The following is a 21,665-nucleotide window of genomic DNA, read 5'->3' as shown; positions in this document are numbered from 1 at the left end:
AGCTAGTCCAAGTCTCCGCGCTTGGCAGCGATCCACGCCTCAACGTCTTCGGCAAGCCAAACGTTGCCCATCTGGAGCGTGGCTACCGGCTCAGGGAAGTCGCGCCGGTTGGTGATCTGGTAGACGCGCTGGCGCGAGACGCCACCGAGCATGATCCGGATCTCCCCCGAACCCACCAGCCGCAGCTTCTTGCCCATGGCGCTGACGCTAGGCACCTGCCGACTAGGCGTACGTCAAGTTGACGGATCCCTAGTTAGCGATTGAGCTTGTCGCTTACCCTTTACACATGACTAGGTTCAAGTGGTTCCAACGCCCCGACCAACCTGTCGACTACGTAGCCGGCGAGCCAGCCCCATCGAGGTACGGCCGGGAGCCGCAGAGATGGACTGGTCGCGCCGCCGTCCCCGCACCAGAGCTACCCCTGATGACTAAGGCAGGACTCTGGCGCTCCAGGAACGCCGCGACGCGCCTCAACCAGAGGTAGGCCATGTCGATCCCGCAGCGGCGACCAGAGCCCCCGTTCCTCGTCTTGATGGCCGGCAACGTCGTCGACTTCCATAACCGCGCCACCTGCCGGCAGTGCTCCGACGACGGATGCCCACGCCTGACAGAGGCCCGCGAGGTTCTACGTGCCTGGCGAGACAGGAAGCGCCGACGTGAAGGCTGGTGACGTGCTGCATCTGACCCGTGCGGCAAGCCCTCAGTTCACACGCCCAATCTTCTTCCGCCTCATCAAGGTCCGCACGGAGCTTCATACCTACGAGGGCTGGACGTGGTTGGACGGCTACCAGCTAAGCAACAAGGGCGACGCCGTAGCGCGCAGAGAATTGTACGTGCTCAAAGCGGGCGTGAAGTTGCTGCACTCGCCTCCCAGACATCGGCCGAAAGCACCCGGAAGAGTCTGAGCCCGGCGCACCGCCTTACTTCAAACGGCCGACCCTTGCGGTAGGCACGGGGTCGCGGTGCGTGGTGATGCTATGGCATGGTGCAAGCCGTGGAGTTCCTCAACATCACCGAAGGCAGCCGCAGCCTCGCCAAGCTTCTCCACGCCAGCCTCAGCCGCCTCCGCGACGGCGTCGCTGGCGACGAACTTCAGGAGATGGCACGCGACGTTCTCGCCGGCCGCACCGACCTACGCGAAGTTGCCGCCTCCGACGCCTACGGCACTCCACTCCTTGATCGATTTCACCGCTTCACCGAATGGGCAGCGCATCTGGACCCAGACGAGAAGCAGCGCTTGGCCGCCCCGGCGACCGCCCGAGCACGCGATTTCGACGATTCCGACCAGGCAGGGCGATTCGCCATTTTCAGCTCAAGGAGAGGTCTTGACGTCACACGAGACGGGCCCCGAATTCGAAGTTCGCGCTCTGAACGTAGCGCGCGCGATTCACGACCCCCTGTTCCTTCAGGGGGCCGTTATGGTAGATGGGGTAGAGCATGATGCGATTTTCTCTTCAGATGATTCTGTAAATTGCTACGAGTTCACAACACTACGCACTAAAGCCAAAGCCGAGCACGACGCCGAAAAGCTTCGCAAGATCATCCAGCGACTATCAAAGCTACCGAACAATTCCTATAAGAGCATTGTGGGCTGGTTCGTAACTCGTGAGGAACCAACAGGAGATCAGAGAGAGGCCGTCAAGAAAGAGGCGAATAAAGCGGCACCCCAGTCCGTCAAAATTCATTGCATCAGTTTACGCACACTGCAACGACGGCTGTGCGATGTATCCGGCTATCTCCGGTCGCGCGACAACTACCCCCTTTGGTAGCGTCGGATTCTCGCCAGCGGACGGAACCGGAGATGTAGATCAGAGTTTTGCCGCCGGAGGCACTGCGTTCAACGTACAAAGCCTCGCCGATCAGTTGACTCAGGGGCGAAGAATCCTTCTGCATGGCCAGTTCGGAGTCGGCAAGAGCCATGCGCTAAAAAAGCTATACCTCTTGCTTCGAGCACAATACGCCAAGAATCCCGAAGAAAGTCGCTTTCCACTTCACATAAACCTCAGGGATTGCATTGGCCTCCGCACTCCAGCCGAAATACTGCGACGACACGCGGAAGAAATTGGGTTCGAGGGAGAGCGAAGCTTAATCTCAGCTTGGCGCGCTGGAGCTTGCATTCTCCTTTTGGATGGCTTCGATGAAGTTACTCCAACTCGCTGGCTTGGCAACGTTTCAGACCTTCGAACGGTTCGCTGGCAAGCACTTGACCCGGTGCGAAAGCTTATACAAGACGCGCGGAAAGAAACGGGAATCGCTGTATGCGGCCGCGCTCATTACTTCACATCGCTCACCGAGTGCCGCGAGACCCTTGGCCTAACGGAAAACGATCTCGAATTCGAGTTAACGGATTTTGACGCCAAGCAGGTGCAGCAATTTTTGAAGTCCACTTCATCGGACCTGCCAGAGTGGCTACCTACACGGCCACTGCTGCTCGCGTACTTGTTGAACTCAGGTGCGCTTTCCGACCTCTCTGGCCAGAGTGATATGTCAACGGCTGCGGCGTGGGACGAGCTTTTGAACCAAATCTGCGCACGGGAGGCAAGGGTACTGTCTGGCGTTCGACCGGACATCGTGCGGGCGATTCTCGCACGCGTAGCAACCCTTGCACGAAGTCGCGGCGAGGCTCTTGGCCCGGTAAGCATGGGACACATGGAGCAAGCATTCTACGAGGTCAACGGACGACGCCCAGACGACGAAGGCATACAGCTACTACTGCGATTGCCTGGCCTAACCTCCTCAGGTGAGAATTCTGAGCGGCTCGAAGAACGCGTCTTTGCCGATCAGTCCCTATCCGATGCGGCATTTGGCAACGATCTCGCCCAATACATTTCCAGCCCTTACCAAGGGCATCCGCTTACGCAGCCAGCATCCTGGGTGCACGCGTCGAATGAACTTACTCTTTCGGTAGCTGCCCATGTCTTAACCCAAAGTGGCGCAGGCGCAGGCGCGGTGAAGGCAGCATTGAAACACCGTGATACACAGGGGCTGCACGACGCAATTCTTGCCGACCTAATTGGTATAATTGATGAGATTGACGCTGAGATAAAGCCGCCCGGGTATTTCGTTGAGGGAGTTTACTTCGACTATCTGTCAGTCGGAGATTCCCTAACTTTACCCTTACTCCACATCAAAGACTCCGTCATTGAAACACTGGACTTGACCGGCGTCTCATCTTCGACAGAATCACCTCATTTCGATAAGTGCCTGATTGGATTCGTCGATGGGGTATCAGACATCCCGTCATTCCTTGAGAGCAACTTTCAGAACTGCGAGGTGCAGGAATTCTCGCAAGCTTCCCACACCACTGCGGGCATCGCCCAGTTGCCACTTCCTCGGAGAACTACCGTGGCTCTGACGATTTTGAAAAAGGTCTATGCTCAGCGCGGATCCGGACGAAAAGAAGGCGCATTGTCTCGTGGATTAAGTCAGGCCGACCGCCAGATCGTGGCTGATGTGCTCGTGCAGCTCGTCTCAGAGAGATGGCTATCTACTGTCGGACGCGGCTCGACGACCATCTACTTGCCCGTCAAGGACAAGCGACAAGCTGCTATGCAAGCACTGGAAACTCCCGCTTCATTTCAGATCTAGACGGAGACCAACTGCCGAATTACTCTTTCTTTGATCAAGGCACCGCGCTCCGCGCGGTGCGGGGCGGCAAGCCCGGCCGGCGGCAATCCGCCCCGGCCGCCTACGGCGCCGGGGCGGTGAGCCACCGACAGCCGCCGGGACACCGCCCCACCACAGGCAGGAAGCAGCCTCAGAAGGGCCTGACGGAAGCCAGCGGCTCGGCCTGGTCGCGTGGTCGGGGCTTCCGGCTGCCGCGCCAGTCCAACCCCGGGACTGGCTTGCCACCGTGTCACTGAATCGCGGAAGGCAGCTCCGCCGCCAGAAGGTGCCCGGCCCCACCTACTGCCGCCGGCAACGTGCAGGACCCCGCCCTTGCCGCCTAGAAGCCCTCATGACGGGGCAGCACACGCCAGGACGAGGGCTTCCGCTGATCCCCCGGTCAGGCCGTCTCCAGGCCGTCCCAGGCCGTGGCCAGGCCGTCAAACGCCACCCAACGATGACCAAGGTCAACCAACGGCACCAAACAAAAGACCAGCTCAGAGCCTTGATCAGGGCTCTGAGCTGGTGGGCGACGGACGAGTCGACCTGTACGCCGGATTCTGTGACCGGCACGGGCCCGAAGGCACGCGCCGGCGGCGGCCATCCATCTCGGCCTACCGTCGCCGGCAGGCTCCAGCGGCCTACCCGCAGACATCGGGCGGGCAGCCCTCAAGCGTCTGCGCGGGTCGTCATCCTGCGATGACGGCCCTTTCTTGGCCTTGCTCCGGGTGGGGTTTACCGAGCCACCCCGGTCACCCGGGGTGCTGGTGGGCTCTTACCCCACCGTTTCACCCTTACCGTCCCCGATGGGGTCGGCGGTCTGTTTTCTGTGGCACTGTCCCGCGGGTCACCCCGGGTTGCCGTTAGCAACCACCCTGCCCTGTGGAGTCCGGACGTTCCTCGGCGGCGGGCCGGAGCCCGCCGACGCGACCGCCCGGTCGACTCGTCCGTCGCGCACTCATCCTAACGACGCGCACCCCGCGTCTATTGCCGCCCCTTCCGGGAATAGGCGTCCACCACCCCGGGACACAGCGACGGCGGCCGGGCAGGCGGCGTACTAGCCTCTGGGGACCATGGACCTCTCCGACGTCGCGCTGCTGCTCACCGCCGGTCTCGCCGCGGGCACGGTCAACGCGGTGGCCGGCGGGGGCTCGCTCATCACGTTCCCGGCGATGATCGCCGTGGGCCTGCCGCCGGTGCCGGCGAACGTGAGCAACTCGGTGGCCGTCTTCCCCGGGTACGTGGCGAGCGTGGCGGGCAGCCGGCAGGACCTGCCGCGCGGGCGGGCGCTGGCCACGCTCCTGCCCACCACGATCGTCGGCACGGTCGCCGGCGCGCTGCTGCTGCTGGCGACCCCGGCCAGGGCGTTCGAACTGGTCGTACCCTTCCTGGTGCTCGGGGCGACGGCGGTGCTCGCCTTCCAGGACCCGCTGCGCCGGCTGGTCGGGCATCCGCGCGACCTGTCGCCGCGCCGCCGTACGGTCAGCGTGCAGGCCATGGTCGCGGTCGGCGCGGTGTACGGCGGCTACTTCGGCGCGGCGCTCGGGGTGATGCTGGTCGCCGGCCTGGCCCTGGTGCTGGACGCGACGCTGGCCCGGGTCAGCGCGATCAAGAACCTGCTCTCCGCCGCGGTCGGGTTGACCACGCTCGTGGTGTTCGCGCTGTTCGGCCCGGTGAACTGGGCGGCGGTCGCGTTGGTCGCCCCGGCGACGCTGGTCGGTGGGTACGCCGGCGCCCGGATCGTCCGCCGGCTGCCGCCGGTGGTGCTCAAGACCCTGATCGTGGTCTTCGGCTCGGTGATCGGCCTCTACCTGCTCTCGCGCGCCCTGCGCTGACCCGGCGCGCCCCGGGAGCGACGAGCCCCCCGGGGTCACCCGGGCCAGCGCGGGCAGGGGCGCCGGTTCAGTACGCCTCGCCGACCGGCTCCTCCGGCGCGCGCTCGGCGTCGGCGGCGGCCCGGTTCCAGCGGGACCAGAGCACCCGCTCGCCGTGGCCGGCGGCCATCGCGTGCGCACAGCCGAGATACACCAGCGCGCCGGCCGCGAGCACCGCGAAGCCGACCCAGAACGGCAGGGCGAGGGAGTGCTCGGCGAGCTTGCCGGAGAGGATCGGCGCGGGCGCGGCGGCACCCCAGCGGACCAGGTTGAACGCGCCGGTGGCGAGCCGCCGGTCGCCGCCGCCCAGGCCGAGCGCCAGGTCGGTGAGGTTGGCGTTGGCCAGCCCCATGAACAGGCCGGCGACGACGAGCACCACCAGCGACTGCGTGGTGCTGGCCGAGGTGGCGAACAGGACCATGCAGACCAGCAGGCCGGCGATCGCGACGCCGACGGTCTGCACGGCGCCGATCCGGTGCGCGAGCCGGTGGCCGAGCAGCAGGATGCCGACGGCCAGGCCGATGCCCCAGCCGGTGAAGGCGAGCCCGAGCGGGATGACGTCCAGGTGCAGGAACAGCGGTGTGTAGCCGAGGACGACGAAGAAGACGAAGTTGTATGCGGCGGTGACGACGCAGAGCGCGACGAACGCCGGCCGGCGGTAGGTGGCGAAGATCTGGCCCACCCGTACGGGCGGCTGCCGGTCTGCCGGCTCGCGCAGTCGGCGGGCGGCGACGGCGAGCGCGAGGACCATGAAGACGCCGCAGACGAAGAACGGCAGCCGCCAGCTGACCCCGCCGAGCAGGCCGCCGAGCAGCGGGCCGACGGCGAAGCCGAGGCCGAGTGCGGTCTCGAAGAGCCCGACCACCCACTCCCGGTCGACGGCGAGGCTGACCAGCACCACCATGGCCGTGGCGAAGAACATCGCGTTGCCCAGCCCCCAGAAGCCGCGCAGCACGGAGAGCTGCACGATGTCGCCGCTGAACGAGGCGAGGATCGCGGCGACGCCGACGATCGAGACCCCGGCGACGAGGACGGGCTTGAAGCCGAACCGGCCGCTGGCCAGCGTGGCGGGGATCATGCCGAGGGCCATCACCGCGATGTACGCGGTGAAGAGCAGCTCCACCTGCCAGTGGGTGACGCCGATGGCCTCGCCGATGGCGGGCAGGATCGGGTCGACGACGGCGATGCCGGAGATGGCGAGGAATGCCACCAGCACGGTGGCGTAGATGGCACTGCGGTTCGGTTCGGAACGCCGATCCACTCCGCCTCCCATATAGCTGTATCATACAGATAGTTTTCCTGTACTATACAGCCATGACGGACGACCGGACGACGGAGAGCGAGGACGACGTCCTCGGCCGGATCGAGACCGAGGTGGCGCTGCTGATGCGGCTCGGCGAGGCCACCCGGCGGGGCACCGGCAACGCCGAGCACCGGCTGCTCGACCGCGCGGCGTACGTCATCCTGCGCCACCTGGACCGCGCCGGCCCGCAGAACGTCTCCGCGCTCGCCGCCCGGCTCGAACTCGACGGCTCCACCGTCACCCGGCAGGTCTCGGCGATGCAGCGCGACGGGCTGATCGTGCGCGAGCCCGACCCCACCGACGGGCGCGGCACGGTGGTCTCCCCCACCCCGACCGGCCTGCAACGCGTGGCCGCCGTCCGGGCCGCCCGAGCCCGGCTCTACGGCACCATCCTCGCCGACTGGCACCCCGACGACCGGCGGACCCTGGCCGAGATGCTGCACCGGCTCAACCAGTCCCTGGAGTCCCGCCCCCGCCGCTGAGCGGCGCCCGCCTCGGCACCCGGGCACCCGCCGCGCGCCGGCACCCGGACGCGCGTCGCCCCCGGGCCGGTCACGACCCGGGGGCGAACGGACTGCGCGAGCCGCTCAGGCGACCGGTTCCGGGGCGGCGTCGGCGCCCCGGCCCCCACCTGGCACGACCCGCGGGTCGCCCTCGTCGGCGAAGTAGTCGTCCGGCGTGGTGCCGTCGCCGCCGTCGCGCACCCTCGCCGCCCGCAGCACCACCGTCAGCAGCGCCGCCACCGCCAGGTTGACCAGCACGGCCACGATCCCGACGTAGATCGTCTTCGGGGTGTCGAAGCCGAAGTCGGCCAGCGGGAACGCCGAGCCGCCGAAGTGCTTGCGCCCGGTGGCCGCGTTGGGGATCTGGTAGAGCATCCACATGCCCAGCCCCATGCCGGCGACCCAGCCGGCGATGAGCGCGCCCCGGTGGAACCAGCGGGTGTAGAGGCCCAGCGCCACCGCCGGCAGCGTCTGGAGGATGATCACGCCGCCGATGAGCTGGAGGTCGATGGAGAACTGCGGGTCGAGGAAGACGATGCAGGCCACCGCCCCGACCTTCACGACCAGCGAGGTGATCTTCGATACGTTCGCCTCCTGGGCCGGGGAGGCGTCCCGCTTCAGGTACTCCTTGTAGATGTTGCGGGTGAACAGGTTCGCCGCCGCGATCGACATGATCGCCGCCGGCACCAGCGCGCCGATCCCGATGGCCGCGTACGCGACGCCCGCGAACCAGTCGGGGAACTGCTGGTCGAACAGGACCGGCACCACGGTGTTGCTGTCCACGCTCCCTTCCTTCGCCCCGGGCAGCGGCTTCACCCCGGCGGCGATGGCCATGAAGCCGAGCAGCGCGATCAGCCCGAGCAGCAGGCTGTACGCGGGCAGCGCCGACATGTTCCGCTTGATGACGTCCCGGTTCCGGCTGGCCAGCACGCCGGTGATGCTGTGCGGGTAGAGGAACAGCGCCAGCGCCGAGCCGAACGCCAGCGTGACGTACTGGAGCTGGTTGTTGGCGCCCAGCAGCACCCCGTCGTTCGGGTTCGGCGACGCGTCGAACTTCGCGTCGGCGGCGTCGAAGATCTCGCCCCAGCCGCCGAGCTTGTACGGCAGCCAGATGACCGCCACCAGGATCACGATGTAGATCAGCGTGTCCTTGACGAACGCGATCAGCGCGGGGGCACGCAGCCCGGACTGATAGGTGTACGCGGCCAGGATCGCGAACGCGACGATGATCGGCAGGTGCCGGGCCAGGGCGCTCTCGCCGGTGACCCCCATCGTCTTGAGCACCGCCTCGATGCCGACCAGTTGCAGCGCGATGTAGGGCATCGTGGCCACGATGCCGGTGATCGCCACCAGCAGCGCCAGCACCGGGGAGTCGAACCGGCTGCGGACGAAGTCCGCCGGGGTGACGAAGCCGTGCCGGTGCGAGACGGACCAGAGCCGGCACAGCACCAGGAACACCATCGGATAGATCACGATGGTGTACGGAACGGCGAAGAACCCGGCCGCGCCGGCCCCGAACATCAGCGCCGGCACCGCCACGAAGGTGTACGCCGTGTAGAGGTCACCGCCGACCAGGAACCAGGTGATCCAGCCGCCGAAGTTGCGCCCGCCCAGCCCCCACTCGTCGAGGTGGGCCATGTCCTTCGGGGCGCGCCACCGGGCGGCCACGAACCCCATCCCGCTGACCAGCAGGAACAGCAGCGAGAAGACGATGATCTCGGTGAGGTGGTCCTGCCACATCAGCGCCCACCCCGCTTCTTCGTCATCTGGTACACCAGCGTCGTGGTGGCCACGCCGAGCAGGATGTAGGCGAGCTGGAGCCAGTAGAAGCGCGGGAAGCCGAGGAACCGGGGCGAGTCGCCGTTGAAGAACACCGGGATCAGCGGGACCACGATCGGGATGAAGAGCAACCAGTTCCAGGGGCTCTTGTCCTTCGCCCGGGTCGACGCGGTCACCCGCGCCTCCGGATCCGGGGCGGCCGGTTCGGGTGCGGCCATCTGACACACCTCCGGGTGGTCGTGGATCGTCATGTGACGGCCGGAGGTTACGGCCGTGTGACCGCCATCACGTTCAGCCCGAGGACGCTGCTGCGCCGAACGGTTGATCCGCTGCGCCAAATGGTGGGCCACCGATTGCCAACTGGACCTGGCACCATGCCCTGATGCCGACCTTCTCGTCGTACGACGGCACCACCCTCACCTACCACCGACTCGGCCAGGGCCGGCCGCTGGTCTGCCTGCCAGGTGGCCCGGCCCAGGCGTCGCGCTACCTCGGCGACCTCGGCGGCCTGTCCGCCAGCCGGACGCTGCTGCTGCTCGACAGCCGGGGCAGCGGCGACTCGGCGGTACCGGCGGACCCGGCCAGCTACCGCTGCGACCGGATCGTCGACGACGTCGAGGCGCTCCGCGCCCACCTGGGGCTGGACCGGATGGACCTCCTCGCCCACTCGGCCGGCGCGAGCGTCGCGCTGCTGTACGCCACCCGGTACCCGCACCGCCTTCGCCGGCTGGTGCTGGTCACGCCGAGCCTGCGCCTGCTGCTCACCGCACCGCTCGGAATGGCGCAGGCGCACGCCCGCCGCGCCGACGAACCGTGGTACGCCGAGGCGACGTCGGCGATGGAGTCCTGGGGCAAGGCGATGACGCGCGGCGCCGACGACACGGAGATCAGCCCGCTGCGGCTCGCCGCCGCCCCGTTCTTGTACGGCGAGTGGACCGACCGGGCCCGCGCCCACGCCGCCGAGCAGGAGAAGGACCGGGCACCCGCCCCGGCCGCCGGCTTCTACGCCGGGATCGACGTCGACCGCGCCGCCCTGCGCGCGGCCCTGGCCGACGTGGCGGTGCCGACCCTGGTCGTGGCCGGCGCGCTCGACGCCGCGCCGGCGCCGGAGGCCGTCGACGAGCTGACCGGGATCCTGCCGAAGGCCGATCTGGTGATGCTGCCGCGCTCCAGCCACGTCCCGTTCGTCGACGAGCCCGAGGCGTTCGCGACGGCCGTGGAACGGTTCCTCGCCGGCTGACTCAGTCGGCGGGAAGGTGGGCGGTGTCGTTGACCGTGCGCACGGCGACGCCGCCGTCGGGCCACATGTCCAGCACCGAGATGCCGGCGGCGTCCAGGAAGAGCCGGTGCAGGAACCCGTCGCCGGCCGCGAGCGCGTCACGCAGCACCAGCTTGATCGGCGAGACGTGCGAGACCACCACGACGGTCTCCCCGGGGTACGCGTGGCACAGCCCGTCGACCGCGCGACGGCAGCGCTCGGCGACGTCGGTGAACGACTCCCCGTCGGGCGGGGCCACCCGCGTGGAGGCGAGCCAGGCGTCCATCTCCCCCGGCCACTCCTCGCGGACCTCTGCGAAGGTACGCCCCTCCCAGGCCCCGAAGTCGCACTCGACGAGGTCGTCCTCCCGACGGACCGGCACCCCGCCGAGCGCCCCGGCGATCGCCTCCGCGGTCTGCGTACACCGGGACAGGGGCGAGCTGACCACGGCCGCGACGGACAGGGCCAGCTCGGCCACCCGGGCGGCCGTGGCCCGGGCCTGGGCCCGACCCCGCTCGGACAGCGGCACGTCGCCGCGGCCGGAGTAGCGGCGCTGTTCGGTGTACGGGGTCTCGCCGTGCCGCACCAGGATCAGCCGGGTGGCGGTGAAGCTCGGCCGCGGCTCCCAGGAGGCGGGCGCGGTCGCCGGGTCGGTGCCGGTGGTCGCCGCCGAGGCGGCGCGGGCGGCCACCTCGCGGGCCCTCGCCCGGGCGGCCGAATCGGGGCCGGCGACCTCGCGCGGGGGCTCCACGACGCGCGGCGCCTCGACCCGGGCCGGGGCCGGGACGCGGCCCGCGGCGGCGGCGTCCATGGCGGCGTTGGCGAGGCCGTCGGCGTGCCGGTTGCGCTCCCGGGGGATCCAGCTGAACCGGACCGCCGCGAAGCGGTCCACCAGGCCGGCGGCCTGCGCGGCGAGCGGGCGCAGCCCCGGGTGCTTGATCTGCCAGCGGCCGCACATCTGCTCGACCACCAGCTTCGAGTCCATCCTGGCCTCGACCTCGCTGGCGCCCAGCTCGGCGGCCGCCTCCAGCCCGGCGATCAGCCCCCGGTACTCGGCGACGTTGTTGGTGGCGACGCCGATCGACTCGCTCCGCTCGGCCAGCACCTCACCGGTGCCCGGGTCGCGGACCACCGCGCCGTAGCCGGCCGGGCCGGGGTTGCCCCGGGACCCGCCGTCGGCCTCGACGACGACCACGCGCGGCGCCACCGGCTACAGGCCGGACTCGTTGGTGCGGACCATGATGCGCCGGCACTCCTCGCAGCGGACGACCTCGTCCGGCGCCGCCTTGCGGATCCGGGCCAGGTCGGCACCCGAGAGGTCCAGCCGGCAGCCGCCGCACCGGCCGGCGGTGAGCAGCGCCGCGCCGAGCCCCGAGTCCTCGCGGATCTTGTCGTACAGCTGGACCAGGTCGGCCGGGAGGTCGGCCGCGAGCGGCTGGCGGGCGCCGCGCTTGAACTCCTCCTCCTTGGCGATCTCGGCCAGCCGCTCGTCGCGGCGCCGCTCGGCGGCGTCCCGCTTCTCCCGGGCCTCGGCGAGCCGCTTCTCGACGCCGTCCAGCACGCCCTGGGCGGTCTCCCGCTGCTCCATCAGCTCCAGCTCGGCGTCCTCCAGGTCGCCCTGGCGGCGGTTGAGCGAGGCCAGCTCGTGCTGGAGGGCCTCCAGCTCCCGGGCCGGGCCGGTGCCGGCGGCCAGCCGGTCCTCGTTCTTGGACTTGCGGGCGCGCACCTGGTCGACGTCCTTCTCCAGCCGGGCGATGTCCCGGTCCAGGTCGTCGACCGCCACCTGGGCGCGGACCCGCTCGTCCTCCAGCGCGGACAACTCCCGGGCCAGCGCCTCCAGCTCGGCCCGCTCCGGCAGCGTGCGGCGGCGGTGGGCGAGCTGGGCGAGGGTGGTGTCGATCGCCTGGAGGTCGAGCAGGCGGCGCTGGACCTGCGGGTCAGCCTTCACGGTCGGGGCTCCTTGTCGTCCACCGCGGGTGGGGCGGCGTGTACGGTCCACGGGTCGGTGTCCAGGTCGGACACCAGCGTCTCGACGCCCGTCGCCTCCCGCAGGATGGCGGCCAGGTCGTCCAGCCACGGTCGTTCGGTCGCCCAGTGGGCGGCGTCGAGCAGGGCCGGGCCGTCGGCGGCGAGGTGCTCGCCCGCCGGGTGGTGCCGCAGGTCGGCGGTGAGGAACGCGTCCACCCCGGCGGCGGTCGCGTCGGCGAGGAAAGCGTCCCCCGCGCCGCCGCTGACCGCGAGGGTTCGAACCATACGCCCGGGATCCCCGGCGGCGCGAACTCCCCAGGCCGTGGCGGGCAGCACCGTGGCGGCGTGCCGGGTCAGCTCCGCCAGGGTCATCGGCTCCGGCAGCTCGCCGATCCGGCCGATCCCCCGGCCGGCGCCGTGGGCCGGCGAGCCGGGCGCGGGCCGGTGCAGCGGGCGCAGCCCGGTCAGCCCGAACCGGGCGGCGAGCGCGTCGGAGACCCCCGGGTCGGCCACGTCGGCGTTGGTGTGCGCGACGTACAGCGCCACGTCGGCCTTGATCAGCCGGTGGACGATCCGACCCTTGTAGGTCGTCGGAGCCACCGAGGAGACGCCGCGCAGCAGCAGCGGGTGGTGGGCGACGATCATGTCGACGCCGGCGTCGAGCGCCTCGGCGACCGTCTCGGGCACCACGTCGACCACGCAGAGGACCCGGCGCACCGGGGCGCACGGCTCGCCGAGCACCAGCCCGACCCGGTCCCACTCCTCGGCCCACGCCGGCGGGTAGCGCCGCTCCAGCTCGGCGACCACGTCGGAGACGGTCGGCGGGTCCGCGTTGGTGCTCACGGCGGGCCAGCTTACCGGCGCGGGCCGTGGCCGGGGGCGTCGCCCACCGACGCGACGGCGTGTCCCCGCCGCTACCGGGCGCGCCAGGTGGTCCCTTGCTGACGTACAGCGTCAGCAAGGGACCACCTCCTTGCGCGTCAGGCGACGGGGCAGAGCCGGTCCCGGACGGCGGCCACACACATCGCCCAGGGGAAGGCGTCCAGGTGGCGCTCGCCGGTGCCGGGCGGGTGCAGCGGGACGACGTGGTCGCCGAAGAGCACGGTCACCCCCCACTCGGCGAGCCGGGCGATGCCGGCCCGGAAGGCCGGGTGGGCCGCCATCGCCGCGTTGGTGTACGGCACGGCCACCAGCGGCACCCCCAGTCCCTGCGCCTCGACCAGCAGCCCGAGGGCCAGCGTGTCGGTGATCCCGGCCGCCCACTTGTTGACCGTGTTGACCGTCGCCGGGCAGACGATCATCGCGTCCGCCGGCGGCAGCACGTCGAGGTCACCCGGGTTCTTGTAGTGGGTGCGGACCGGGTGCCCCGTCTGCCGGGCCAGCGCGGCCCGGTCGACGAACTTCGCGCCGTCCGGCGTGGTGACCACGCAGACGTCCCAGCCGTCCTGCTGGGCCAGCTCGACGAGCCGGCCGACGTGGCGGGCCAGCGGCGAGCCGCAGGCGATGACGTAGAGCACCTCGCGGCGCTCGCTGCTCGGGTGCGGGCCGGTCATCAGGCCGGCTCCGCGCTCATACCCCGACTCCCATGTGCTCAGCCAACTCCGCGATCGGAGAAGGCGGCGCACCACGTGTGCGACGCAGGACGTCCGACATCACCTCGTGGGCGATCGGCCGGCAGCGGATGTCCGACGGGGCGAGACGGTCCCCGCGCAGCAGCATCTCGCCGGCGTTGGCCACGTCGCCGACCTGGGCGAAGCCCCGGGCGATGTCGAGCAGATGGTGGGCGCGGCGCTCGGGCAGCAGCGCGTTGAACGCCGGCTCCTGGATCCGGTGGTGGACCTCCACCGCGCGGCCCCCGTCGCCCATCTCGACCGCGGCTGCCGCCCGATGCAGTTCCACGTTCGTCGGCCCGAACGAGGTCCAGTAGTGGTTGTGGTCACCGCCCAGCAGGGTGGCTGCCTCCTGCGCGCCGTTGATCAGATCGCCGACCGTGGCGGAGTCGCCGATCCGGGCGGCGGCCATCGCGCCCTGGAGCAGCAGCATCCCGTAGACCGAGAGGCGGTCCGGGGACACCTCGTTGCCGCCGCCGGGGGCGAGCCGGTTGGCGATGGTGACGTTGAGTTCGAGGGCGGGCCGGGGCCGGCCCATCGCCACCAGCGCGTTGCAGACCCGCGTGGTGGCGATGCCGGCCAGCAGCGGGTCGTCGGCGCGCTGGGCGACCGCCATCGACCGGTCGGCGGCCAGCCAGGCCAGGTCGCACTCGCCCAGCTTGCGCAGCACCGACGAGGCGATCTGGTAGGCCTGACCGAGCAGGTGGGCCGCCTCGCGGGCCTGGTCGCCGCCGTAGCCGGCGTCGGCGGCCTGGGCGTCGCGCAGCAGCTTCGGCAGCGCCCGGATGAGCATCCCGTAGCGGCCGTACTGGTAGGTCAGCCAGGCGTGGTTGACGGCCTTGCGCATGTCGTCCAGCGGGGGCGGGTACGGCGCGGCGTCGAAGTACGCGCTCATCGAGTCGTACCGCTCCAGGGCCGCCCGGATCTCCTGCACCTCGACCTGGTCGATGCAGTTCAACGTGTCCGTACGCCGCTCCGGGTCCTTGCCGAACAGCAGTTGCACGTCGACCTGGAGGATGTCGGCAATCTCGTAGAGGACGGAGAACTTGTCCAGCCGGCGCACCCCGCGTTCGACCTTGTCCACCCAGCTCTTCGACTTGCCCAGCCGGTCCGCGAAGACCTGCTGGGACAGCTTGCGCCGCCCCCGCCAGTAGGCCACCCGCCGCCCTATGGGTAACTCGTCCATCTGCCCATCCCTCCGCTGTCCGACCCCGGCCGACGGCCGGCTGACCCATCGCGGTTGCGGGCGCGCGGTACGCCTCAGGTTTCCGCTGGTCGCACAGCGTGTACGTCAGCCGTACAGCCAGTTCTCGTAGATTTCGTGCAAGTTGCATGAGCCGTTCGTCGGCTCAACGATCGCGGGTTACGGCAGTGACGGTGCTCGACATGCGACCTGGGCGCCGACCCAAGGTCCGGCGAAGGGAGATGGCACATGTGGGGGAATGTCGGGCCGCGCGTCGTGCAACTGTCGCCCTTGGAGCGCGTACGGCTGCGTCGGGTGGCCGTGCGCTACGCGGCGCACGGCTGGGACGTCACCCCCGGCGCCTGCCTCGCCCGCAGCCGCTTCGTCTGCGGGCGCGCCGGTTGTCCCACGGTCGGCTGCCACCCGGCGCTGGAGAACTGGGAGCACGTGGCGAGCGCCGACCCGGCCCGGGTGGCAACCTGGTGGCGCACCCGGCCGCACGGCGTGCTGCTGCCCACCGGACGGGCGTTCGACGTGCTGGAGGTCCCCACGCACCTCGGTCGGCGCGTCCTGGACGCGGTGCAGACCCACCCGGCCGGCGTCGGCGTACGCGGGCCGGTGCTGGTGACCCCGACCGGCCGCTGGATGTTCCTGGTCCGCCCCGGTGATCCGCTCCGCCCCGAGTTGGACCACTGCTTCCACGTGGTCCGGCACGGCACCGGCTCGTGGATCCCGGCCCCGCCGACCCGGCTGCCCGAGGGCACCGTCCGCTGGGCGGTCGCACCCGAGCAGGCCCGCTGGCAGTTGCCGGACTCCTACCTGGTGCAGAACGCCCTGATCGACGCCCTGCGGGCCACCGGCGTCACGCTCACCTCCGACCTCCTCCCCGGGCACCTGCCGCTCCCCCGCCGGGGCATGTGACCGCCTCCCCTCGACGGCCGCACGGAGCACCGGTTCCCGCCGAGCGCCTCGGACGCGACGGGCGCGACGCCGAAGCCCCGGTTCCCGCCGAGCGGGTCGGACGCGACGCCGGAGGGCCGGTGCTCGTTGAGCACGGCGACGGCGCGTCCGCGCCGGGAGCGGGGGTTACATGTCCACCGACGACACCGCGCGTCAGCCGGGCGGGGCCGAGCCGCCGCCCCGCCACCACCGTCCGCGCCGCCGCTGGGCGGCCACCCGCCCCGCCGGCTCCCGCCCGGGCCGCCCGCGCCCCGTCGGCTCCCGCCCGGCCACCACCCACCGCCCCTTCCGCTAGCCCACCCCACCCCCGCCCTGAGCCGCCCCAGCCCGGCCCGGCGATCTTGCGCTTTGTGCCCGGGCATACCGGCCATTCAGCGCGAAACGAGGGCCGAAACTGCAAGATCGCGCGAGCGAGCGGGGCGGGGGCGGGGCAGGGGTTTTGGGGAAGGCGATGGAGCACGGCGCGGCGGGCAGGGGTTTCCACCCGCCCCGGCACGGACCTCCCGAGCAGGGCGTACGCGGCACGCCACGGGTCGGACGTAACGATTTCCGGTCAGCCGACGTTTGCCGCCGCGTTCAGTGGCACAGGCGAATTTGAGGTGCGGACAAGCGTGCCCTGAAGCGCCCGTTCCCCGGGCCCGGCACGCCGCCGCCCGCGCGGGCGGCAAAGTAGCACCAGGACGGGAGCGTGAGCCGCCGCCGCAGCGGGTATGCCGCCGAACCGCTGAACGCGTGAGGGGAAGGCACATGCTCAGCAAAGAGGATCAGCGCAGGTTCGAGCAGATCACCCGTCACCTCCGGGAGAGTGACCCGGCGTTCTTCGCCCGGCTCGACCACCGGGCCCGGGCCCGCCGGAGCCGGTGGCTGATGCTTCTGACCATCGTGCTGTGGGCCTCGCTCCCGGCGATGACCGTGCTGGCCGGCCGGCTGGCGGGGGCCATCTGCGCGGTGGTGCTGGTGGCCAACGCCGCACTCATGTGGCGGTTCCGCCGCCGCTGGCTTTGACCGGGCGACGACGGTCCCGACGGGCCGGCGATCCGCCGGCCGGCGCGGCCGTGCCGCGCCGCCGACACCGCGCAGGGTGACAACGGCCGGCGATCCGGCGGAGGGGAAGGACCTCCTCACCGGCCGAGCAGCCGGTACGCCCGCCGCAGCCGTTCGACCAGGCCGGGCCCGCCGATGGCGGGGGCCGGCGCGCCGAGCTGCCGCAGCAGCAGGTCGGGCCCGGTCGCCAGACTGGGCGGACGGTCGGGCAGCGGGACGGGCGGCAGCCAGAACCGGTCGACCGACTCGGCCAGCGGCGCCGGCGGCAGGCCGGCGAGCGCCCGCGCGGCCCCGGCCGGCGGAGGGTCCACGGTGTCCCGTCGGCCGCCGGGGCCGCGCTGGTCCACGATGGACGGCCCGCCGCCGGCATCGTGGCGCTGCCCGGCGGACGACCCACCGGCATCGCGGGACTCCGGTGTGGACGGCCCAGGGCCGGCATCCCGGCGCTCCAGAGTGGGCGGACCGGTGGCGGCGTCACCGCCCGGCGGCACGGTGGACGGGCCGGCCGGCAGGTCGGCGGCGGTCCCGGCCCGCAGGGCGCGCAGCCGGTCGAGCAGCTCGGCCCGACCCCGGCCCCGCCAGTGCAGCAGCTGGAACGGGTCGGCGTCGAACGCCTCGGCCAGCAGGTAGAAGGTGGCCGCGAGGTGCTTGCACGGCACGGCGAAGTCGGGGCAGCTGCACCGCTGGCGCAGCTCCGCCACGCCGGCCGGGAAGAGCGGGGCGCCGGCCGCCGCGAACAGCTCCTCCAGCTCCGGGGGCAGGTCGCCGGCGAGCAGCCGGGCGCTGAAGAACGCCTGGGCGGCCAGGTCCGCCTCGACGCGGGACCACAGCTCCGGCGGGAACGGGGTCAGCGCGATGCTCACCTCGTACGGCTGCGCGCGGGAGCCCTGCACCACGGCGCTGACGGTGCCCGGCGCGACGTCCAGGCGGACGACCTGGCCGGCCCGCGCGTACGACCGGCCGCGGGTCAGCCGGGTGCCGAGGGCGAACGACTCCAGCACCTCCAGGAAGCGCCGCGACCACCAGGACCGGCCGATGGCGCCCCGGGTACTGCGGGCCCGCAGCCCGCCGTCGACCCGGCGCGGCCGGCCGTAGTCGGCGAACCTGCCGGTCGCCCCGCCGTCGCGCTCGCGCTGCCCGCTCACTCCACCACCGCCCCGGCCTCCAGGGTGAACAGCTCGCGCAGCTGCGCGGTGGACAGCTCGGTGACCCACTGCTCCCCGGTGCCGACGACGGAGGCGGCCAGGCTCCGCTTGTCGGCGATCAGCGCCGCCACCTTCTCCTCCACCGTGCCGGCGCAGACGAACTTGCGGACCTGCACCCGGCGCCGCTGGCCGATCCGGAAGGCCCGGTCGGTGGCCTGGTCCTCGACGGCCGGGTTCCACCACCGGTCGACGTGCACCACGTGGTTGGCCTCGGTGAGGGTGAGCCCGGTGCCGCCGGCCTTGAGCGACAGCACGAAGATCGCCGGCCCGTCCGGGGACTGGAACCGGGTGACCATCGCGTCCCGGTCGGCCTTGCCGACGCCGCCGTGCAGGAAGAGCACCTCCCGGCCGAACCGGGCCGACAGGTGGCCGCGCAGCATGCCGCCGAACTCGGCGTACTGGGTGAACAGCAGGGCGCGCTCCCCCGCCGCCAGGACCTCGTCCAGGATCTCCTCCAGCCGGGCCAGCTTGCCGGAGCGGCCGCCCAGCGCCGACCCGTCACGCAGCAGTTGGGCCGGGTGGTTGCAGACCTGCTTGAGCCGGGTCATGGTGGCCAGCACCAGCCCGCGCCGCTCGATGCCGTCGCTGGACTCGATGCGGGCCAGCATGTCGTCGACCACCGCCCGGTAGAGCGACGCCTGCTCGGCGGTGAGGTTGCAGAGCACCTCCATCTCCAGCTTCTCGGGCAGGTCGGAGATGATCGAGGAGTCGGTCTTGAGCCGGCGCAGCACGAACGGGCCCGTGATCCGGCGCAACCGCTCGGCCGCCTCGGCGTCGCCGTGCCGCTCGATCGGCTCCGCGTACGCCTTCTTGAAGGTCGCCGCCGGGCCCAGCAGGCCCGGGTTGGCGAACTGCATGATCGACCAGAGGTCGGCCAGCCGGTTCTCCACCGGCGTGCCGGTCACCGCGATCCGGTGCCGGGCGGGCAGCGCCCGGACCGCCTCGGCCTGCCGGGTGGCCGCGTTCTTGATCGCCTGGGCCTCGTCGACCACCACCCGGTGCCAGTCGATGCCGGCCAGGTCGACCGCGTCCCGGGCCGCCACGGAGTAGGTGGTGACGACCAGGTCCGCCTCGTGCACGGCCGTCGCGAACGCCGTTCCCCGCGCCCGTTCCGCGCCGTGGTGCACGTGTACGCGCAGCCCCGGCGTGAACCGGGACGCCTCCCGCTGCCAGTTGCCCACCAGCGACATCGGGCAGACCAGCAGCGTCGGGCCGGCCTCCGGCGGGTCCTGCGCGAGCAGGGCGAGCAGTTGCACCGTCTTGCCGAGCCCCATGTCGTCGGCGAGCACCCCGCCGAGCCCGAGCGACTGCAGAAACGCCAACCAGGCCAGCCCCCGCCGCTGGTACGGCCGCAGCGTGCCGTGGAACCCGGGCGGCGGATCGAGCGGGGTGAGGCGCCGCTCCACCGCCCCGGCCAGCAGGTCGCCGAGCGCGCCGTCCGCGCTCACCTCCAGCACGGGCAGGGCGTCGGGCTGACCGCCGTCGGCCAGGCCCAGGCGGAGCAGGTCGGCGACGGTCAGCTCGCCGGAGGACCGGAGCAGCCGCAGGCCGGCCGCGAGGCGCTTCGGGTCCAGCTCCACCCACCGCCCGCGCAGCCGTACCAGCGGGGTCTTCAGCGCGGCCAGCGACGCCAACTCCTCGGCCGTCAGTGGCTGGTCGCCGAGGGCCACCTCCCAGCGGTAGTCGACCAGGGCGTCCAGCCCGACTCCGCCGCCTGCGGCGACGGTGCCGGGAGCGGTCCGGCTGCGGGCCTGCAACCGGGCGCCCAGCCGCGACGACGGGCGCCGCCACCAGGACGGCAGCAGCACGGCGAAGCCGGCGGCGTGCAGCACCGGTGCGCCCTCGCGGAGGAACCGGTGCGCGCCCTCGACGTCCAGCTCCAGCGCCTCCGGCGTCGCGGTGCGCAGGGCGGTGTCCAGCTCGGGCCAGAGCCGGCTGGCCCGGCCCAGCTCGGCGAGCAGGGTCTCCTGCGGGTCGTCCCGCCGGCCGGCCAGCCCGGCGACGGTCTCCGGCGCCCGCCAGACCTGCCCGGCGTCCACGTGCAGGCTCGGCTCGTCGGCCGCCTGGAGCCCGAACTCGACCCGCCACGTCCCGCTCGTCGCGACCGGTGCCGCCGGGTCGGCCGGCACCACGACGACCGGCTCGGCGATCTCGTCGGCGGGCGGCTCGACCAGGCGGAAGCTCGCCCGCACCGCACCGCCGGCCGCGTCGCGCTGCCAGGCGGCCAGCTCGGCACGGAGGGTCTCCAGCGCGGCCGGCTCGGCGGCGAAGTCCCGGACCGGTCCGGAGAGGGCGGCCAGCCAGGCCGGCACGGCGCCGTTCGGGCGTACGCCCCGGGCCAGCGCGGTCTCCGCGAGCGCCACCCGGACCGCGGCGTCCGTGAGCGCGTCGAGCGCGTCGGCGACCAGCTCACCCGGCCCGTCGTCGATGCCCGGCCCGTCGTCGCCGGTGGCGCCCGGGCGGGCCGGCGCGTCGGCGGTGGCGCGCGCGGCCGGCGGCAGGGCCAGCGCCAGCGCCCGCGCCCAGGCCGCGTCCGTGCCGGTCAGCAGGGGTCGCCACACCGCCCGGGCGGCGACCCGCACTTGTTGCTCGTCCACGGTGGACCAGTCGCCGCCCTGCGACGCGCGACGGCGCGTGCCGTCGTGGCCGGCTTTCCCCGACCTGCCCGCGCCCTCGGGCCGCCCGGTCGGCGCGGGGGCGCCGTCGGTGGAGCCCGCCGACGCCGGGGCGGCGAGGCCGGGCAGGACCCGACCCCGGGCCGCCAGCTCGACCGCGAAGTCGGCCAGCTCGGCGAGGTGACGCAGGGTCGCGCCGGGCACGACGGCCAGCCCGTCGAGCCCGCGCAGCAGGGCCAGGGCGGCGTCCGGGGCGTACCGGAGGACGGGAACGCGCCACCCGGCGAGGGTGACCGGCCCACGGACCGGCTCCGCGACGGCGGTGCGGACCAGCTCCGGCGAGTCCAGCGGCGAGCCGGCCCGGGTGGGGAGGGTGAGCAGCGCCGTGCCGAGGTCGGCCGGATCGGCCGCCTCGGCCAGCGCGGCGGCCAGCGTCGGGTGGCCGGCCGCGAACGGGTGCGGCCGCTCCCGGGGCGCCCGGCCGGGGCGGCGTGGCGCGCGGGCCGGCAGCGTGCTGTCCTCGGCCCAGACGGCGAGCCCGACGCCCCACCGCCACACCCCGTGGACGACCAGCACGCGTCCCCCTCCTCGTGACGACTCGGCGAGGATATCGGTCCGGCCGCGACCCCGGCGCGCACACCGTGCCCGGTGTGACCGGAGGCGCCGGACGGGCCCGGATCGTCCGATCGGTCGGTCTCTGCCGTTTTCCGAACGACTTTCGGCGCCACCCCCTCACCCCTCCCCCCGCGGCCCTCGG

The 21,665-nt window shown here is 71.8% G+C and carries 19 protein-coding genes and 1 other RNA gene; 8 read left to right on the top strand and 12 right to left on the bottom strand.

What is annotated here, in order from left to right; all coding sequences use genetic code 11:
• Window positions 1-2: 2 nt before the first annotated feature.
• Entirely contained in the window at window positions 3-197 is a 195-nt protein-coding gene (locus tag ACZ6O2_RS05065; RefSeq protein ID WP_357562767.1) for a helix-turn-helix transcriptional regulator, read from the bottom strand.
• A gap of 459 nt (window positions 198-656) precedes the next feature.
• On the opposite strand from ACZ6O2_RS05065, the gene ACZ6O2_RS05060 reads away from it, so the two are divergent.
• The 3 genes from ACZ6O2_RS05060 (at window position 657) to ACZ6O2_RS05050 (ending at window position 3,588) form a co-directional block, all read left to right on the top strand.
• The gene (locus ACZ6O2_RS05060; RefSeq protein WP_466022054.1) at window positions 657-905 is read left to right on the top strand and encodes a hypothetical protein; all 249 of its coding nucleotides are present in this window, start codon (window positions 657-659) and stop codon (window positions 903-905) included.
• 89 nt (window positions 906-994) lie between these two features.
• A complete protein-coding gene (locus ACZ6O2_RS05055; protein WP_466022053.1) occupies window positions 995-1,441 on the top strand; it encodes a hypothetical protein in 447 nt (148 codons plus the stop codon).
• Window positions 1,442-1,605: 164 nt separating this feature from the next.
• A complete protein-coding gene (locus ACZ6O2_RS05050) occupies window positions 1,606-3,588 on the top strand; it encodes an NACHT domain-containing protein (RefSeq protein ID WP_466022052.1) in 1,983 nt (660 codons plus the stop codon).
• Window positions 3,589-4,139: 551 nt separating this feature from the next.
• Here the strand turns inward: ACZ6O2_RS05050 and rnpB are convergent.
• Window positions 4,140-4,552: RNase P RNA component class A (gene rnpB / locus ACZ6O2_RS05045), an RNA gene on the bottom strand.
• Between the two features lie 127 nt (window positions 4,553-4,679).
• Here rnpB and ACZ6O2_RS05040 point away from each other — a divergent pair.
• Window positions 4,680-5,441: a sulfite exporter TauE/SafE family protein gene (locus ACZ6O2_RS05040; RefSeq protein WP_350707816.1), complete on the top strand. Its 762-nt coding sequence runs from the start codon at window positions 4,680-4,682 to the stop codon at window positions 5,439-5,441.
• 67 nt (window positions 5,442-5,508) lie between these two features.
• On the opposite strand, the gene ACZ6O2_RS05035 is transcribed toward ACZ6O2_RS05040, so the two are convergent.
• Window positions 5,509-6,741 (bottom strand): MFS transporter, encoded by a 1,233-nt coding sequence (locus tag ACZ6O2_RS05035; RefSeq protein ID WP_466022051.1) that lies wholly within the window; start codon window positions 6,739-6,741, stop codon window positions 5,509-5,511.
• A gap of 53 nt (window positions 6,742-6,794) precedes the next feature.
• Here ACZ6O2_RS05035 and ACZ6O2_RS05030 point away from each other — a divergent pair, with 53 nt between their 5' ends.
• A complete protein-coding gene (locus ACZ6O2_RS05030; RefSeq protein WP_357451013.1) occupies window positions 6,795-7,265 on the top strand; it encodes a MarR family winged helix-turn-helix transcriptional regulator in 471 nt (156 codons plus the stop codon).
• A gap of 105 nt (window positions 7,266-7,370) precedes the next feature.
• On the opposite strand, the gene mctP is transcribed toward ACZ6O2_RS05030, so the two are convergent.
• The gene (mctP, locus tag ACZ6O2_RS05025; RefSeq protein WP_466022050.1) at window positions 7,371-9,026 is read right to left on the bottom strand and encodes a monocarboxylate uptake permease MctP; all 1,656 of its coding nucleotides are present in this window, start codon (window positions 9,024-9,026) and stop codon (window positions 7,371-7,373) included.
• A complete protein-coding gene (locus ACZ6O2_RS05020; RefSeq protein WP_350707810.1) occupies window positions 9,026-9,283 on the bottom strand; it encodes a DUF3311 domain-containing protein in 258 nt (85 codons plus the stop codon). The genes mctP and ACZ6O2_RS05020 overlap by 1 nt, the downstream gene beginning before the upstream one ends.
• 164 nt (window positions 9,284-9,447) lie before the next feature.
• Between ACZ6O2_RS05020 and ACZ6O2_RS05015 the strand changes: the two genes are divergently transcribed.
• Complete coding sequence (locus ACZ6O2_RS05015; protein WP_466022049.1) at window positions 9,448-10,305, top strand: alpha/beta fold hydrolase; 858 nt, start codon at window positions 9,448-9,450, stop codon at window positions 10,303-10,305.
• Between the two features lies 1 nt (window position 10,306).
• Here ACZ6O2_RS05015 and ACZ6O2_RS05010 read toward each other — a convergent pair whose 3' ends face one another.
• The 5 genes from ACZ6O2_RS05010 to ACZ6O2_RS04990 form a co-directional block, all read right to left on the bottom strand.
• Window positions 10,307-11,530: a bifunctional RNase H/acid phosphatase gene (locus ACZ6O2_RS05010; protein WP_466022048.1), complete on the bottom strand. Its 1,224-nt coding sequence runs from the start codon at window positions 11,528-11,530 to the stop codon at window positions 10,307-10,309.
• Window positions 11,531-11,533: 3 nt separating this feature from the next.
• Window positions 11,534-12,271, bottom strand: a complete 738-nt coding sequence (locus ACZ6O2_RS05005) for a zinc ribbon domain-containing protein (RefSeq protein WP_466022047.1) — start codon at window positions 12,269-12,271, stop codon at window positions 11,534-11,536.
• On the bottom strand, window positions 12,268-13,098 hold the full coding sequence (locus ACZ6O2_RS05000) for a Nif3-like dinuclear metal center hexameric protein (RefSeq protein WP_350708021.1): 831 nt from the start codon (window positions 13,096-13,098) through the stop codon (window positions 12,268-12,270). The genes ACZ6O2_RS05005 and ACZ6O2_RS05000 overlap by 4 nt, the downstream gene beginning before the upstream one ends.
• A gap of 173 nt (window positions 13,099-13,271) precedes the next feature.
• Window positions 13,272-13,844 carry a flavoprotein gene (locus tag ACZ6O2_RS04995; RefSeq protein ID WP_466022046.1) on the bottom strand — a complete coding sequence of 191 codons (573 nt, stop codon included), beginning with the start codon at window positions 13,842-13,844 and terminating at the stop codon, window positions 13,272-13,274.
• A gap of 16 nt (window positions 13,845-13,860) precedes the next feature.
• Window positions 13,861-15,087, bottom strand: a complete 1,227-nt coding sequence (locus ACZ6O2_RS04990) for a helix-turn-helix domain-containing protein (RefSeq protein ID WP_466022045.1) — start codon at window positions 15,085-15,087, stop codon at window positions 13,861-13,863.
• A gap of 246 nt (window positions 15,088-15,333) precedes the next feature.
• Here ACZ6O2_RS04990 and ACZ6O2_RS04985 point away from each other — a divergent pair, with 246 nt between their 5' ends.
• Together ACZ6O2_RS04985 and ACZ6O2_RS04980 are read left to right on the top strand one after the other, a co-directional pair.
• Window positions 15,334-16,005: a bifunctional DNA primase/polymerase gene (locus tag ACZ6O2_RS04985; RefSeq protein WP_466022044.1), complete on the top strand. Its 672-nt coding sequence runs from the start codon at window positions 15,334-15,336 to the stop codon at window positions 16,003-16,005.
• Window positions 16,006-16,791: 786 nt separating this feature from the next.
• Entirely contained in the window at window positions 16,792-17,049 is a 258-nt protein-coding gene (locus ACZ6O2_RS04980; protein WP_111132775.1) for a DUF3040 domain-containing protein, read from the top strand.
• A gap of 116 nt (window positions 17,050-17,165) precedes the next feature.
• Here ACZ6O2_RS04980 and ACZ6O2_RS04975 read toward each other — a convergent pair whose 3' ends face one another.
• Both ACZ6O2_RS04975 and ACZ6O2_RS04970 read right to left on the bottom strand, forming a co-directional pair.
• Window positions 17,166-18,233 (bottom strand): SWIM zinc finger family protein, encoded by a 1,068-nt coding sequence (locus ACZ6O2_RS04975; RefSeq protein WP_466022043.1) that lies wholly within the window; start codon window positions 18,231-18,233, stop codon window positions 17,166-17,168.
• Window positions 18,230-21,484 carry an SNF2-related protein gene (locus ACZ6O2_RS04970; RefSeq protein WP_466022042.1) on the bottom strand — a complete coding sequence of 1,085 codons (3,255 nt, stop codon included), beginning with the start codon at window positions 21,482-21,484 and terminating at the stop codon, window positions 18,230-18,232. Before ACZ6O2_RS04970 ends, ACZ6O2_RS04975 begins: the two co-directional genes overlap by 4 nt.
• Window positions 21,485-21,665 lie beyond the last annotated feature (181 nt).

Source organism: Micromonospora sp. NPDC048040 (genome assembly GCF_055587185.1).
The sequence above is the reverse complement of the archived record's forward strand: the minus strand, read 5'-3'. Positions and strand labels throughout refer to the sequence as shown.